This window comes from Virgibacillus oceani, from assembly GCF_014638995.1.
Taxonomy (GTDB): domain Bacteria; phylum Bacillota; class Bacilli; order Bacillales; family Amphibacillaceae; genus Virgibacillus_E; species Virgibacillus_E oceani.
Genome location: NZ_BMFR01000008.1, coordinates 22,091 through 37,856, shown reverse-complemented (window position 1 = coordinate 37,856; position 15,766 = coordinate 22,091). Strand labels below are relative to the sequence as shown.

At 40.5% G+C, this 15,766-nt stretch carries 15 protein-coding genes; 5 read left to right on the top strand and 10 right to left on the bottom strand.

Annotation, left to right across the window (positions count from 1 at the left end; translation table 11 throughout):
• Positions 1 to 4: 4 nt before the first annotated feature.
• From yycF to IEV74_RS10915, 9 genes are all read right to left on the bottom strand, one after another.
• Positions 5 to 709 carry a response regulator YycF gene (yycF, locus tag IEV74_RS10955; RefSeq protein ID WP_188455432.1) on the bottom strand — a complete coding sequence of 235 codons (705 nt, stop codon included), beginning with the start codon at positions 707 to 709 and terminating at the stop codon, positions 5 to 7.
• A 246-nt stretch (positions 710 to 955) separates the two neighbouring features.
• Positions 956 to 2,419 (bottom strand): M23 family metallopeptidase, encoded by a 1,464-nt coding sequence (locus IEV74_RS10950; protein ID WP_229683136.1) that lies wholly within the window; start codon positions 2,417 to 2,419, stop codon positions 956 to 958.
• A gap of 347 nt (positions 2,420 to 2,766) precedes the next feature.
• Complete coding sequence (locus tag IEV74_RS10945; protein ID WP_188455430.1) at positions 2,767 to 3,348, bottom strand: uracil-DNA glycosylase; 582 nt, start codon at positions 3,346 to 3,348, stop codon at positions 2,767 to 2,769.
• A 1,077-nt stretch (positions 3,349 to 4,425) separates the two neighbouring features.
• Entirely contained in the window at positions 4,426 to 5,712 is a 1,287-nt protein-coding gene (locus IEV74_RS10940; RefSeq protein ID WP_188455429.1) for an adenylosuccinate synthase, read from the bottom strand.
• Between the two features lie 266 nt (positions 5,713 to 5,978).
• Entirely contained in the window at positions 5,979 to 7,349 is a 1,371-nt protein-coding gene (gene dnaB, locus IEV74_RS10935) for a replicative DNA helicase (RefSeq protein WP_188455428.1), read from the bottom strand.
• Positions 7,350 to 7,433: 84 nt separating this feature from the next.
• Complete coding sequence (locus IEV74_RS10930; RefSeq protein WP_188455427.1) at positions 7,434 to 7,709, bottom strand: hypothetical protein; 276 nt, start codon at positions 7,707 to 7,709, stop codon at positions 7,434 to 7,436.
• Positions 7,696 to 8,142, bottom strand: coding sequence for a 50S ribosomal protein L9 (gene rplI, locus IEV74_RS10925; protein ID WP_188455426.1), 447 nt, complete (start codon positions 8,140 to 8,142; stop codon positions 7,696 to 7,698). Before rplI ends, IEV74_RS10930 begins: the two co-directional genes overlap by 14 nt.
• Complete coding sequence (locus IEV74_RS10920) at positions 8,139 to 10,112, bottom strand: DHH family phosphoesterase (protein ID WP_188455425.1); 1,974 nt, start codon at positions 10,110 to 10,112, stop codon at positions 8,139 to 8,141. The genes rplI and IEV74_RS10920 overlap by 4 nt, the downstream gene beginning before the upstream one ends.
• A 31-nt stretch (positions 10,113 to 10,143) precedes the next feature.
• Positions 10,144 to 11,091, bottom strand: a complete 948-nt coding sequence (locus IEV74_RS10915) for a YybS family protein (RefSeq protein ID WP_188455424.1) — start codon at positions 11,089 to 11,091, stop codon at positions 10,144 to 10,146.
• Positions 11,092 to 11,361: 270 nt separating this feature from the next.
• Between IEV74_RS10915 and IEV74_RS10910 the strand changes: the two genes are divergently transcribed.
• The 4 genes from IEV74_RS10910 (at position 11,362) to IEV74_RS10895 (ending at position 14,128) form a co-directional block, all read left to right on the top strand.
• Positions 11,362 to 11,865: a DUF1189 family protein gene (locus IEV74_RS10910; protein ID WP_188455423.1), complete on the top strand. Its 504-nt coding sequence runs from the start codon at positions 11,362 to 11,364 to the stop codon at positions 11,863 to 11,865.
• Positions 11,862 to 12,644 (top strand): molybdate ABC transporter substrate-binding protein, encoded by a 783-nt coding sequence (gene modA, locus IEV74_RS10905; protein WP_188455422.1) that lies wholly within the window; start codon positions 11,862 to 11,864, stop codon positions 12,642 to 12,644. The genes IEV74_RS10910 and modA overlap by 4 nt, the downstream gene beginning before the upstream one ends.
• A gap of 173 nt (positions 12,645 to 12,817) precedes the next feature.
• Positions 12,818 to 13,495: a molybdate ABC transporter permease subunit gene (modB, locus tag IEV74_RS10900; protein ID WP_188455421.1), complete on the top strand. Its 678-nt coding sequence runs from the start codon at positions 12,818 to 12,820 to the stop codon at positions 13,493 to 13,495.
• Between the two features lie 15 nt (positions 13,496 to 13,510).
• On the top strand, positions 13,511 to 14,128 hold the full coding sequence (locus IEV74_RS10895) for an ATP-binding cassette domain-containing protein (RefSeq protein WP_188455420.1): 618 nt from the start codon (positions 13,511 to 13,513) through the stop codon (positions 14,126 to 14,128).
• A gap of 98 nt (positions 14,129 to 14,226) precedes the next feature.
• On the opposite strand, the gene IEV74_RS10890 is transcribed toward IEV74_RS10895, so the two are convergent.
• A complete protein-coding gene (locus IEV74_RS10890) occupies positions 14,227 to 14,364 on the bottom strand; it encodes a hypothetical protein (RefSeq protein WP_188455419.1) in 138 nt (45 codons plus the stop codon).
• A gap of 278 nt (positions 14,365 to 14,642) precedes the next feature.
• Here IEV74_RS10890 and IEV74_RS10885 point away from each other — a divergent pair, with 278 nt between their 5' ends.
• Positions 14,643 to 15,593, top strand: a complete 951-nt coding sequence (locus IEV74_RS10885) for a hypothetical protein (protein ID WP_188455418.1) — start codon at positions 14,643 to 14,645, stop codon at positions 15,591 to 15,593.
• Positions 15,594 to 15,766 lie beyond the last annotated feature (173 nt).

Here is a 15,766-nt window from a genome sequence, read left to right as displayed (position 1 = left end):
AAACCTACTCCTGATCAGGATTGCGTAAATAATAACCAACACCGCGGCGGGTAACGATCCACATTGGGTTGCTTGGATTCTCCTCAATTTTCTCACGAAGTCTTCTTACCGTTACGTCAACAGTCCGGACATCGCCAAAATAATCATAGCCCCATACTGTTTCCAGTAAATGTTCTCGCGTCATAACCTGGCCAATATGGCGTGCTAAATAATGCAGCAGCTCAAACTCGCGGTGTGTCAGCTCGACTTGTTCTCCGTCACGAGTCACCGCATATGCATCCGGATGAATTACAAGGCTGCCGATAACAATATCCTTCGTAGCCTTCACTGTATCATCAGGAACCTGCTGCTGTCTTCTGAGGTTCGCCTTTACTCGGGCGATAAGCTCACGGTTACTGAACGGCTTTGTAACGTAATCATCTGCACCAAGCTCAAGTCCAAGCACCTTGTCTATTTCCGAATCTTTTGCTGTCAGCATAATAATTGGCATTGTTTGTGTTTTGCGAATTTCACGGCACACTTCATTTCCATCTTTATTCGGAAGCATGATATCCAATAATACGAGATCCGGTTTTTCTGCTTCCGCAAGTTCAATTGCCTCGTCTCCGTCGTAAGCACAAACCACTTGATATCCTTCTTTTTCTAAGTTGAATTTCAATATATCTGCAATTGGCTGTTCGTCATCTACCACTAAAATCTTCTGACTCATTACAGTCACATCCTTTTTAAAAATAACAATGTATAATTGGAGGGTATTCGATTGTAAGCTATTATCAACCGGAAACCTTGCCCCCAATTTCTATATAAAGCAATCAAGTATTTATAGTATCGCATACTTTAATCTATTTTATCGTACTTTGCAGGAAATGTCTTTATATATAGCTAATCCGTGTATTATGCTACAAAAAAACTGACCCGTTTGGAAACCTGAGTCAGTTTTTATTGGTTTTGGATTTTAGAAATATTTCTGAGGGTTTTGTAATGAACCATTCACATGGACCTCAAAATGTAAATGAACACCAGTTGAATTACCAGTTGCCCCCATTACACCGATTTGACTTCCGCGTTCAACGGTTTGCCCAACCTGTACACCTATGGAGGATAGATGAGCGTAAATGGTTTTCATGCCATTGTTATGGTTGATTACAATTTTATTGCCAAAGCTGCCGTCTCTTCCTGCCTCAACAACAACGCCATTGTCCGCTGCAAGGATCGCTCGATTGCTTGGACGTGCAATATCCATTCCCTTATGCATACGGCCCCAGCGCTGTCCAACATTACTGGAGACATAGCCGCCAATTGTCGGCCAATGCAAGTTTCCGGATCCACGAGACGCAATTACTTTAGTACCTTTAACGATAATCTTCTTTACCGGTTCAATGGTCACTTTTTTATCGATAGCTTCTTTAGATGTAACCTTGCCGTTTTTCTTTTGAATAGCATAGTGCACAATTTGTTTGCCATCTTTGCCTTCCTGCTTTACATTTGTTTCACCTTTGTAAAGCTCATCTGACTCGACAACCTCTGTTTCATGCTCTATCGTTTCTTCTGCCATTTTCTCTTGTTTAACAATCACATCAACAATTGGTTTATATTCCATAACATTAATTTCCTGATCAAGATGCAGAAGTGAATCTTCTTTAAGTGATGGGTTTAATTCTAGTAATTTTTCCAACGATAAATCATAGCTGCTGGCGATCCCGCCAAGTACATCCCCATCTTCAACCTTGTGCACCTTTCCCTTTAAGGTGCCTTTTTCCAAAAGCTTCACACCTTCTTTTACCGTAAGAATATCTTTCGGCAAAACTTTTTGTTCAGAAAATGAAACTTTTTCTGATAGTGTTACGTCTAATAGAATAGAATCACCTACAGACAATTCTTGGCTTGCTTCCGTTTTCTTCGGATTGTCCTGTGTTTGTTGTTCAGCTTTTTCAGCTTCTAATTTTTCGAGCTTTTTCTCATCAACGTATTTTGCTTTATATGCTTTTAAAGCTGCATCGGCAGTTTCTTGATCTTTAAAATAGCCAACTGTTTTATCTGCTATTTTTAATTCAACTGCTTCTGCCTTTACGGAAAGTTCTGTTTTCAATATATCGGTAACCTTACTATTGTTATATGTAGGGTTAAATACTTTTTCAGGAACGAACGAAACGTTTTCACCAATGGTCATATCGAATTTGTCGAATTTTTCCTGACCAGCAGTAACTTTTTCATTCATGACACTTTCTGCTACAGCTTTATCGTCTATTTTACCGATGTGCTCACCATCAACGTATACATGATAAACGGTTTCAAGTTCTGCCGTTTCATCCGCGAACACTGTCGTAAATGTAAGACTTAAGCCTAAGCAAGTAGTAATTGCTGTTTTTTTCAGTAAGCTAAACGACTTACGCTTACCTGTCTGATTACCTTCTATCACGACAATCATATCCCCCTTGCAAACGTGTTGTACATTTATCTCTCTGTTGTACAGTTTTATTAGCTTTTCAACATCCTCTCCTAATCTATCATATGTTTAATTAAGAAAAAACTGAAAACGACATAATGTAAACAAAATGTATAATATTTTCCAATTTTTTACTATACATCAAAGAACATTATACCCTTATTGTGTATAATGTTACTTTTTGTTACCTTTATAATGGTTATTTTGATTGTATTTTTACAATTGTATTACAAAATTCTACAATCTATTTATGACCAATTGTCTATTTTAATGGAAAAATATGTTATAAATATACTTTAATTGGAACAAATGTCTCTCTTTTAGCCTTTTCTAATTTTTTCATAGTGGTCAGCGACATATTGCCAATCCTTCACAAACAATGTCCATAAATTAGGTCGGCGGCGAACGGCTAATGGGTGATAGGCAACTGCTGTTTGATATCCTTGTACATTATGTAATTTCCCGCGCAGTGATTTGACATCAACTTCCGCATTATGAAAAAAAGATTGAACAGAAACATTGCCCATACAAAAAATCAGGGCAGGATTTTTAACCTGAAGCTGTTCCTTAAGATGAATCATACATGTCTTTCGAGTCTGTTCCTTTTCGTAGGCACGTGCAGGCTTTCTTTTTAAGATATATGTCACATATATATCTTGACTAGTTAACCCAACATGATGAGCAGCCTTCTGTAATGTCTGTCTAGTCCCGCACACAAAAGGATTTCCTTCGCGGTCCTCACGTGCACCGGGATTATCAAGAATAATCATGATAGGTGCATCGGGATTTCCTTCACCCCAAATCATCCGCGATCCATGCTTATATAAACCACATTCTTTGCAGGCTTTCCACTCATTAGGCGTTGCCTCTTCAGGCCACTGAACAGGACAAAAATTCGACATTTCGTTTTCCCCCAATTCGTAATGATTTAACCTGTAGTATAACCATATGGAAATATCCTATTATGTGCTGGTCTGGGGTTGATGTTGCTGGCTTTGGGGTTGATGCTCTGGCTTTGGGGTTGATGTTGCTGGCTTTGGGGTTGATGTTTCGGCTTTGGGGTTGATGCTTCGGCTTTGGGGTTGATGCTCCGGCTCTCGGGTTGATGTTCCGGCTTTGGGGTTGATGCTCCGGCTCTGGGGTTGATGTTCTGGCTTTGGGGTTGATGTTCTGGCTTTGGGGTTGATGTTCTGGCTTTCGGGTTGATGCTTCGGCTCTGGGGTTGATACTCCGGCTCCCGGGTTGATGTTCTGGATTTGAGGTTGATGCTCCGGCTCTGGGGTTGATGCTCCGGCTCTCGGGTTGATGTTCTGGCTTTGGGGTTGATGCTTCGGCTCTCGGGTTGATGCTCCGGCTCCCGGGTTGATGTTCCAGCTCTCGGGTTGATGCTTCGGCTCTGGGGTTGATGTTCCAGCTCTCGGGTTGATGCTCCGGCTCTCGGGTTGATGTTCCGGCACTGGGGTTGATGTTCCAGCTCTCGGGTTGATGCTTCGGCTCTCGGGTTGATACTCCGGCTCTCGGGTTGATGTTCTGGCTTTGGGGTTGATGTTCCAGCTCCCGGGTTGATGCTCCGGCTCTGGGGTTGATGCTCCGGCTCTCGGGTTGATGTTCCGGCACTGGGGTTGATGCTCCGGCTCTCGGGTTGATGTTCCGGCTCTCGGGTTGATGCTCCGGCTCCCGGGTTGATGCTTCGGCTCTCGGGTTGATGTTCTGGCTCTCGGGTTGATGCTTCGGCTCTCGGGTTGATGTTCTGGCTCTCGGGTTGATACTCTGGCTCCCGGGTTGATGCTCCGGCTCTCGGGTTGATGCTCCGGCTCTCGGGTTAATGTTCCAGCTCTCGGGTTAATGTTCTGGCTCTCACTGCTGGGCGCTGAAGCTGAACGTGGCTTACCATGTCGCTAGCTAAGTAGTGCCAAATTTCTTTCTTTACTTTAAAAAAACTCTACTGACCTGTTTCATCAGTAGAGTTTTTATTAACTTTAGCTATAAACACTTCTTACAACGTTTGTCTGTGAACGATCTGGTCCAACTGAAAAGACGGAGAGTGGTATTTCAGTTAGCTGTGAGATTCGTTCTAAATAATGCCGTGCGTTTTCCGGTAATTCATGGAGACTTTTGACATTTGTTATATCTGCCGTCCATCCAGGCATTTCCTCATAAACCGGCTCACATTCTGCCAATACTTTTAAGCTTGCAGGAAATTCATTCATAACTTCGCCTTTGTAACGGTATGCAACGCAAATTTTCAACGTTTCGATACCTGTTAATACGTCTAGCGAATTTAGTGATAGATCTGTAATGCCACTTACACGACGAGCATGTCTGACAACAACACTGTCAAACCAGCCAACACGGCGCGGCCGTCCTGTGGTAGTCCCATATTCACGGCCAACCTCGCGAATTTGATTGCCCGTTTCATCGTGCAGTTCAGTTGGGAAAGGACCATCACCAACACGTGTTGTATATGCTTTGGATACACCAACAACATGATTGATTTTCGTTGGACCGACACCAGAACCTATTGTTACACCACCTGCAATTGGGTTTGAAGATGTAACAAACGGGTATGTCCCTTGGTCAATGTCGAGCATAACACCCTGTGCACCTTCAAATAAAACACGGCGGCCGGAATCAAGTGCATCATTAAGTACAACAGATGTATCGCAAACGTACTTCGCCAGCTGTTGCCCATATTCGTAGTATTCATCTAAAATATCTTCAGCTTTTATTGGATCGACTTCATATACTTTTTCAAACAAACGATTTTTCTCTTTAAGGTTTTGTTCAAGTTTTGTACGGAATGTTTCTTTATCTAACAGGTCGGCAATACGTATACCGCTGCGTGCTGCTTTATCCATATATGCGGGCCCGATTCCTTTTTTCGTAGTCCCAATTTTATTAGCGCCTTTTTCTTCCTCTTGAAGAACATCAAGCTGTAAATGATATGGCAAAATTACATGTGCTCTATTGCTGATGCGCAGATTATCCGTTGAAATATTTCGTTCGTGCAAATAGGATAGCTCTTCAACAAATGCTTTTGGGTCAATAACCATACCATTGCCCAATACACATGTTTTCTCTGAAAAGAAAATACCGGATGGAATCAAATGCAATTTATACGTAACCCCATCAAACTTGATTGTATGTCCAGCATTATTGCCGCCTTGATAACGAGCAACAACTTCTGCATTTTGAGATAAAAAGTCAGTAATTTTACCTTTCCCTTCATCTCCCCATTGTGTTCCAACTACAACTACTGAGGACATAGTGCACCTCCATATGAATTATCATTTGTATATTTAATAAGTAACAGAGTAATTTTATCAATAATATTTGTTGAAGTCAACGTAAATACGAACATTGGTAATACATTAAACATAAATGTTCGGTAATGTTGAAAGTTGAGGGGAGGTATGTATATAACCTGATTGCGCTTCTATCAACCAGGTACAATTTATCTACCGCCATATCTATATCGTAACCAATTAACTCAGGCAAAAAAACAGCCCCAAATAGGACTGTTTTCCAAATTTTACACTGGAACAGGCGGGATATCACTTTCCTGATACCGGTGATCCAGATCGACGAATTTATTATATTCTTTTACAAATGCGAGTTCGACTGTTCCAACTGGGCCGTTACGCTGTTTGGATATGATAATTTCAATAATGTTCTGTTTCTCCGACTCTTGGTCATAGTAATCATCACGATATAAGAATCCAACAATATCGGCATCCTGCTCAATACTTCCTGATTCACGTAAATCGGACATCATCGGGCGCTTATCCTGACGTGATTCAACACCACGGGATAGCTGTGACAGTGCAATTAACGGAACATTTAATTCACGTGCAAGTCCTTTTAATGAACGGGAAATCTCTGAAACCTCTTGTTGTCTGTTCTCCTTTGAATTTGCACTTCCTTGAATAAGCTGCAGGTAATCTATTAAAATCATGCCAAGTCCATGCTCTTGTTTCAGACGACGGCATTTCGAACGAATTTCACTGACGCGAATCCCCGGTGAATCATCGATATATATCCCTGCATTTGATAGACTTCCCATTGCCATTGTAAGCTTGCCCCAGTCATCCGCTTCAAGACTGCCTGTCCGCAAGCGCTGCGCATCAATATTGCCTTCCGCACAAAGCATCCTGGATACAAGTTGATCCGCACCCATTTCCAGACTAAAAATCGCTACATTCTCATCTGTTTTGATTGCAACGTTTTGTGCAACATTTAACGCAAATGCGGTTTTACCAACAGATGGCCGGGCAGCGATAATAATTAAATCATTGCGCTGGAATCCGGAAGTAATTCGATCAAGATCATGGAATCCTGTTGGAACTCCTGTAACATCTGCGCTTTGGTGGTGCAAGCTTTCAATATTATCATAAACGTCTATTAATACATCTTTAATAGATTTAAAGGCACCAGAATTTTGACGATGGGATACCTCTAAAATACTCTTTTCAGCTTCGTTTAGAACATCTTCAACCTCGTCTTCACGCGTAAAACTGGTTGTTACAATGTCTGTTGCTGTTCGAATTAAACGGCGCAATACCGATTTTTCTTCTACAATTTTACTATAGTAACCAATATTAGCTGCTGTCGGAACACTTCCCGCAACATCTGTTAAATAAGAAACCCCTCCGACCTCATCCAGCGTTTTTGCGTTTGCCAATGAAGTCGTCACTGTTACAAGGTCAATTGGTTCTCCTTTATCAGATAGCCTCATCATTGTCTCAAAAATACGCTGATGACCTGCCCGATAAAAATCTTCCGGAACCAATAGCTCAGATGCTGCAGAAAATGCTTCCGGCTCTAAAAATATTGCACCAATTACCGCCTGTTCAGCTTCTATATTGTGTGGTGGTGTCCGATCATTATTCCAATTTTCATTCATTATATCCCCCCTCTAGTAGAGGTATAGTACATTAGATGTCAGAGGTTGGAAGTCAGATCGTTGAAATTGTCAAATTAGCCGACTCTATTGAATTCCACTCTGATGTTTTTTATATACCGGTTCAAAGGTTGCTGCTACTGCGCGGCGATGTTGCTGGCCTCCTGCCGATATTCCGACTCTTCTGCTGATATTACGGCTCTCCCGCCGATGGTCCAGCTTTCCCGCCGATATTCCGACTCTCCTGCCGATGGTCCAGCTTTCCCGCTGATATTCCGACTCTCCTGCCGATGTTCCGGCTCTCCTGCCGATATCCCAGCCTTCCCAGCGAAATCCAGCCGCAAAAGCGTTATTTCTCAGCAACGTGCACTTTTACGGACCCGGATACTTCCGGATGAAGCTTCACTGGAACTGTTGTATAGCCCAGTGCACGAATTGGCTGGTCTAGTTCTATTTTGCGTTTATCAATTTTATATCCGTGCGCTTTTTCCAATGCTTCGGCAATTTGTTTGCTGGTAATAGAGCCGAATAATCGTCCTGCATCACCGGATTTAGCTTTTAATTCAACTGTAAGGTCCGCTAGAGCATCCTTCAGGTTAATTGCTTCGTCTTTTTCTGCCTGCTCTAACTTTTCTTCTTTCTTTTTCTTCGCATTTAATGCTTTCATATTCCCTGAGGTTGCTTCTTCCGCTAGGTTATTTTTCAATAAATAGTTACGAGCATACCCATCGGAAACATTTTTCACTTCGCCTTTTTTCCCTTTTCCTTTAACGTCTTTTAAGAAAATAACTTTCATTCTTCGTCTCCTCCTCCAAAATATTCTACAAGTATATCTTTTAAGAGTGCTTCTGCATCATCAATTGTTGTATCTTCTATTTGCGTGGCGGCATTTGTTAAATGACCGCCGCCATTCATTTTTTCCATAATGACCTGGACATTCACTTCGCCCAAGGATCTTGCACTAATTCCGATTCTGCCATCTTCCCGCTCGGAGATAACGAATGAGGCGTTGATTCCGCTCATTGTTAACAGCGTATCTGCTGCTTGAGCAATCAGCACAGACCCATAAACTTCACCTGGTTTTCCTTTTGAAATGGCAATGGAATGGCGATAAACCTTGGCCCTTTCAACCAATCTGCTCCGTTTTATATAAACATCTAGATCTTCTTTCATAAATTGCTGCACAAGTACGGTATCTGCACCCTTTGAACGCAAATAGGATGCGGCATCGAACGTTCGTGAACCTGTACGCAATGTAAAGCTCTTCGTATCGACAATGATTCCCGCAAGCAGTGCTGTCGCCTCCACCATTTTCAGCTTTAATGTTTTCGGCTGATATTCCAGCAGCTCTGTCACTAATTCCGCGGTCGATGAAGCGTATGGTTCCATGTAAACAAGCGTTGGATTTTCAATAAATTCCTCAGCCCTGCGATGATGATCAATAACCACTTTATACTCCGTTTTATTTAATAACCGTTCATCTGTTACCATCGATGGTTTGTGTGTGTCTACTACAACGACTAAACTTCTGCTTGATACAATTGCTTCCGCTTCTTCCGGCTCAATAAAATACTGCCATATGCTTTCCTCGGATTTAATTGCTTCCACAAGACGATGGACACCTGTATCAACATCATCCCGGTCAAATACAATATAACCTTCCACATCGTTCACCTTAGCAATATTTAAAATACCGATAGCGGCACCAAGTGAATCCATATCTGGTGATTTATGCCCCATGATCAATACATTGTCACTTTCTTTTACCAGTTCCTTTAATGCATGGGAGATAACTCGTGCCCTAACCCTTGTTCGTTTCTCCATCGGATTTGTTTTTCCGCCGTAAAACCGGACCTTCCCGGCGTCATCCTTCAATGCTACCTGGTCTCCGCCTCGTCCGAGTGCCAGGTCAAGACTCGATTGTGCCAGCTCGCCAAGTGTCGGTAAATCCATGGTGCCATAGCCAATACCCATACTTAGTGTTAATGACAGATTTTGCTCTGCATTCAGCTCACGAACCTCATCCAAAATATCAAACTTGGACTTTTCCAGCTTTTGCAGGATCTCTTTTGTACCAACAGCTAAAAATCGTTCCTGCGATGTTCGTTTTAAATACATTCCATATGATTGCGACCAGCTGTTTAAGACTGATGTCACCTTTGAATTCAGCTGACTTTTTAACGTATCATCCATATTTTGCGTAATTTCCTCATAATTGTCTAAGAAAATAATCGCCAATACTGTCTGTTCATTTCTGTAAAGGGTTTGAATTTGGTTTTGTGCTGTCCGATCAAACAGATACAATAAACGCTCTTCCTTTTTAATCGTTGTTTGAAATCCATAATCATCCAGTTCAAACCAAACTTCATCCTTGCCTTCCTTAATCATCGGAATCAAGTCTTCTGACAGAACATTAAGCGAGTCTCCAACTAATGTATCCTCATCTGTGAATTGATTCATATACGGATTTGCCCATTCAATGAAATAATCCTCGTTAAACAAGACAATTCCAATAGGCATTTCTAATAACGCCTCTTCACCGACTTTTTTCACACGGTAGGAGAGGGTTGATATATATTCTTCTGTCTCATTCAATAATGTTTTTTCATTCTTTATACTATAGTAAAAGGACGCTGCCAAAAATAGAGTCATTAACAGTCCTAATACCCATTGGTAATACCATATAACACCAAGCAAAATGATTGATAGCAGATAGATAATCCACAAATGCCTGCCAAGTGTCGGCTTCTTTTGTATATCTGGCATAGAACTCAGCTCCTACAACCTATTTCCGCACCTATTTTTTATCCTGTACAATACGATCACGCAATCTGAATCCTATATCAATTATACCTAAGATTCGTACAAGATACAGCAATAGAAATGGAAAAAGTAATGTCAAAATAACACTGCCAATCGGCAATGCTTTTGACTTGTTTTTCTGATGTGCAAAATAGAAGATAAACGAGAAACCTTGTATCGTCATGAGTAACCCAGTTAAAACAAGTATGTTATTAACTGCTAAAAACAACGTCCCATTCCGGTCAAGCTGAAAATACGAAACAATTAAAGTAAAAAAGTAAATCCAAACCAATGCAGTCGGAAACACTAAATCCCGAAATGGCGGAAAATGAAGTTTCTTGTTATCTAGCCTATTAATCACTTTGTAGCTAATCCACTGGCTAAGAAATGCCATTACAATAGCTATCAGTGCAATCCCAACTGGTATAAGGTTCTTTAGCATTGCAACCGATTGATCAATCAGCTCCATTTGTTCCTCCGCCTGCTCTGCCAACCCAAATTGCTCCATAATGTCCTGACTTATTTGCATGGATTCATCAATCATCGAATCCATTTCATTCACGATATTAACATCAAAAACAAGCTGTGTTACTAAAAAAATAAACACTATGCCAATGACAAATCCTACCGTACCGCGTGCCCATGTTTCATAGGAAGATAATCCCTTATGAATAGCACTCCCAATCATGATGCCTCCAATCCCCATTAGAATAGTAAGCGGGAGTGACAATACCGTTGCAAATAAGCCTGATAATACAGCAGACACCGAAAGCATTACTAAAGCTGGCTTCCAATCATGGCGGGAAGCAAAAATGATAAATGGTATTGGCAGTAAAAATGTAGCTATTAGCTCGATTAACGGAATGTAAAATGCTACTAATAATAAGACAATATAAATAGCAGTTAATAGCGCCCCGTCTGTAAGCTTTTTTGAACCAATCATAAATTGCACCTCATCCGTTTATATCCTGGAAAATCTTTATTTGATTTTATCTCATTATAATATGATAACATTTTTTACGTGAAATTTGGTGTTGAAATTAGTAGAAACATTTTATTTCCTGGGCAATAAATGTGACTAAAAAGGCAAATAATGTTGATTTTTGTTCTTATGATCCAAATTGTCATGGATTTTTCATCAACAATTCACGCATTTTGCGGCAAGTTTTATTATAATGATGATAGGCTAATTTTATTTATAAGGATGAAACATATGATTTTTCTGCAAGCATTTTCGGAGAGTATTAAATTACCAAGTAAACAGGCTGTATTTAAACTAAATAGAATTGGGATGGACAGTACTGTAGTTTATATGTTTATTCTGCTATTCCTTGTCTCTATTCCTTCTTTAATTGACCGGGCAGCTGCTTCAAATGGTCCCGGGGCTGATATGAACCTGTTTTTCTTACTTGTATACTTTTTTATTTTTTATTATCTGCCTTTAACCATTTTTGTATTTGTGGTGCTTTCTGCTGTTGCCTATGTCGGTACATGGATCAGCCAATTGTTACATCGAAAGGTTCGATTTGCACTTCTATGGAAAATGAGTGCCTATACAACAACGATCCCTTTTATCATTTACACGGTTTGGGCCATTGTCATGCCAATAGATGACAATTGGCTGTGGTTATTTTTAGGATATACGTTTATTTTGTTAATCAAAATTATCACCATTTACCCGAAACGCAAAAAACGTACAGGAGGCGATCATCATTGAGATACATTCTGCTTTTTTTCACCTGCCTATTGATACTTGCTGGTTGCACAAACAACGATACATCAACCAAGGAAAAAGAAACAGCGGAAATCTTCGTGTCTGCAGCCGCAAGTTTATCCGATGCAATTACTGAAATTAAAAACGTGTACGAAGCGGAAAATCCCGGTAGTACGATAACATTAAATTTCGGCGGATCTGGTAAGCTTGCTCAGCAAATTCAGCAAGGGGCCCCTGTTGATGTATTTCTATCTGCCAATCAAAATTGGATGGATGTTTTAGAAGGAGAGAAACTGATTTTAGAGGATACCCGAACAAACTTCACCAAGAATTCACTTGTTATGATCGGCAAGAAAGATGCAACGTTAAATTTAGATTCCTTTAAGGATATGAATCATGATACGCTAAACCAAATTGCCATAGGAAACCCGGAGAGTGTACCCGCTGGAAATTACGCAAAAGAAGTACTGGAAACATTGAATAAGTGGGACGAGCTAAAGGATAAATTTGTTTATGCAAAAGATGTTAGTCAGGTCCTTGCTTATGTAGAATCGGGAAACACGGAAATTGGATTTGTTTACAGTAGTGATGTTTTACGTTCTGACAAAGTAGAGATAATAGATGAGGCAGATCAAAATTGGCACTCCCCAATTGTCTATCCTGCTGCTGTAACTTCATCAAGTGACCATAATAAGGAAGCCTCAAGCTTTGTTAAATTTCTGCAAAGTGATAAAGCACAATCTATCTTAGCTGAAAATGGATTTACGAAAAACACGCAATAATAAAATTAGAGGCGTTAAGCATGCACCTGGCGTTCACAATAGACTTTAAAGACGTGTTTTTCACCCGCCTGATGTCTATTTCTCGAACAGCTTACGTATGTTTTTGCAGCAAAGCAGATTGTACCTTCAAAGAGCGAAAAATTTGTATTTAATAGTGTAGGGTGGGATGTTGCATGAATTATACTCCATTACTTTTATCATTAAAAATAGCGGGCATTGCCACCTGTATCGTACTTGTATTCGGTACGTTGTTTGCAAGATTACTAGCACGAAACCAATTTCCGGGTAAACGAATTATCGAATCAATCCTAATGCTCCCATTAGTCCTGCCACCTACTGTTGTTGGATTTGGCCTATTATATTTATTTGGAAACAACGGGCCAATTGGCAGTATCCTTATGCAAGCCTTTGATTTTCAAATTGTTTTTACATGGATTGGCGCTGTTATTGCGGCAACCGTTGTCGCATTTCCACTCATGTACCAAAGTGCATCTGCTGCATTTCAGAATTATGATCGGAATATCGAAAATGCTGCTTTAACTATGGGGGCATCCAAATTTCGCGTGTTTTGGACGATTTCATTTCCATTAGCATGGCCGGGACTGTTGGCAGGCTTAGTGTTAACCTTTGCCCGTGCATTAGGGGAATTCGGGGCAACCCTTATGATCGCAGGCTATATACCGAATAAAACGGAAACCATTCCGCTTGCCATCTATTTTGCTGTTGAAACTGGCAATTCAGAAGCTGCGACCTTTTGGGTTTTAAGTATCATTGCAGTTGGCTTTAGCGCAATCCTTTGGCTAAACTGGTGGAGCGGCCGCAATATTCTTAAGTTCACAAATGATAAATGATTGGCGGGATATAACGTGCTTGAACTAGCCATAACAAAGAAGCTGAAAAACTTTTCAATCGATACTGCATTTAATGTTGCAGAAGAGATAGTTGTATTATTCGGACCATCCGGGGCAGGAAAAACAACGATTCTTAATTGTATTGCAGGACTTACTAATCCCGATGAAGGAAGGATCACATTAAATAATAGAAGGTTATACCTCTCAAAGGAAAAACCTATTCCTGTTCAAAAGCGGAATATCGGCTATTTGTTCCAGGATTATGCATTGTTCCCACACATGACAGTCAAAAAGAATATTGATTATGGCATGAAGGACAAAGCTTTAGTACATAAGTTAATCTCTGTAATTGGCATAGAGCATATACTTGATCGTTATCCCCAGCAGATTTCCGGTGGGGAAAAACAGCGCGTCGCCCTAATCCGCGCATTGGCTACAGAACCAGAGGCATTACTATTAGACGAACCTTTTTCATCGTTGGATGATAAAACACGTGAAGAATGCCAGCGTGAGCTATTGCGCCTTCACTCCATCTGGAAAATTCCGATCATCATGGTAACGCATGATTATAAAGAAGCAGAGATGTTAGGGAATCGTATTTTACTTATACGACAAGGCAAATTAGAAAAATAGAAAACCAATCTTGTATAAAGGTCTTTGATCAGCGCAAGCTTTCGAAGGCTTTTTATTATTGCTTTTTCCCCAGCAGTTAACGACATGATAAGCCAAATCTAGCCTGCGCTAAAGCCGTGATGGACTGACCGATAACTCCGTACGATAAGGTCAACATCTATTCGCTTACGCTCACCCGAGTTTCCTTTATCCCCTACGGTAGATTGTTCGGTTAAAACCGCCGCTTTGCGTGGCAACACCGAACCACCCTGCATGGCAAATCTTTTCGGTGGGACGAGTAAGCGCAGTCCCAGGGCGCAGTCCACACATCGCTAAACGGGTGCTTGCGCTTTTGTTCCCAGTCCTTTAACAAAAAGGGGCATATGATGTGTTAAATCAACCTACTATTCTAGTGATAGGCAATCTCATTGTTTTAGTTAAATTAGGTAGTTGTATTATAGCAAAACATTCCTAGGTTCATATAAATACAGTATAAATACTTCAAGAGTACAAATAACTAGGAGGGTATTAAACTATGATGGAAAGCAATTTTCCTTTTTTAATGTCAATGAAGGATAAAACCATTCAAGTTTTTAAAGGTGGACCCGAATCAAAAGTAGGTAAACTACTTTTTGTTAAAAACGACTATCTTGCCTTAGAAACAAAAGATGGTAATGTGATCTATTATCAATTATCACATTTGAAAAGTGTAATTGAGGATTCAAAAGGCAACCCGTTATTTATCGGAGACACCGTGCGGGAAGAGAATGATGAAACTGATGAAACTGAAGAAACTGAGGAAACCGAAGAAAGCAATGGAGACTTCATCGAGCTGTTAAACAGCTTTGTACTACAGAATATTCAAGTGAATCAGGGTGGTCCGGAATCCCGTTCAGGAATGCTTCTTTTGGTCAGGCCGGACTATTTAGCAATTTCAACCAAGAAAGACGGTGTCGTTTACTATAACCTGGAGCATATCAAAAGCATTAGTGCAGTAAACGAAGAAAAAGAAGAATCATCTGAGAGGGAAGAGTCATCTGGCAAATCCAGTCCAAATAACAGTGCTGCTGGTGCTGAAGTGGAGGCAACTGCTGAATTTACAGAAGTAGTTATCGAGGAAAATATACCGCCATGTGCAGATGAAGAAGATTTCCAAGCACTATTACGCAGTTTTAACCAGCGCTGGGTAGAGATTAACAGCGGCGGTCCAGAGAAGGTGGAAGGTGTACTTGTAGATTGCTCAGAGGACCATGTAACATTAGTCCATAATAAAGATGTATTTAAAATTGCAACCTTCCATATCAAAACGGTTCAAGTTGCTTCAACTGAAGAAGCTGAAGAGGAAGAATCATCCAATAACGAAGATTCATCTGAAGAGAATAACGAAAACGAAAACAAAAATGAAAACAGCAACACATCTTATACAGGCGGCAGAAGAAATAAAGGACCAAATCCCTTCAAACAATACGGCTATAGCCGAAGATAATAAAATGATGGTAATTGTGGACATCACATCAAACCTGATAATTCATTTATAACCGCTGGTGTCCACTTAATGTCTTATCATGAAAGGAGTCCTACTATATGCTATTTTCCATTTCCGTTTTCTGTATATGTGGATATTTTCTCTTTCGCTTTATCCAGCCACCTGTTCAAAGT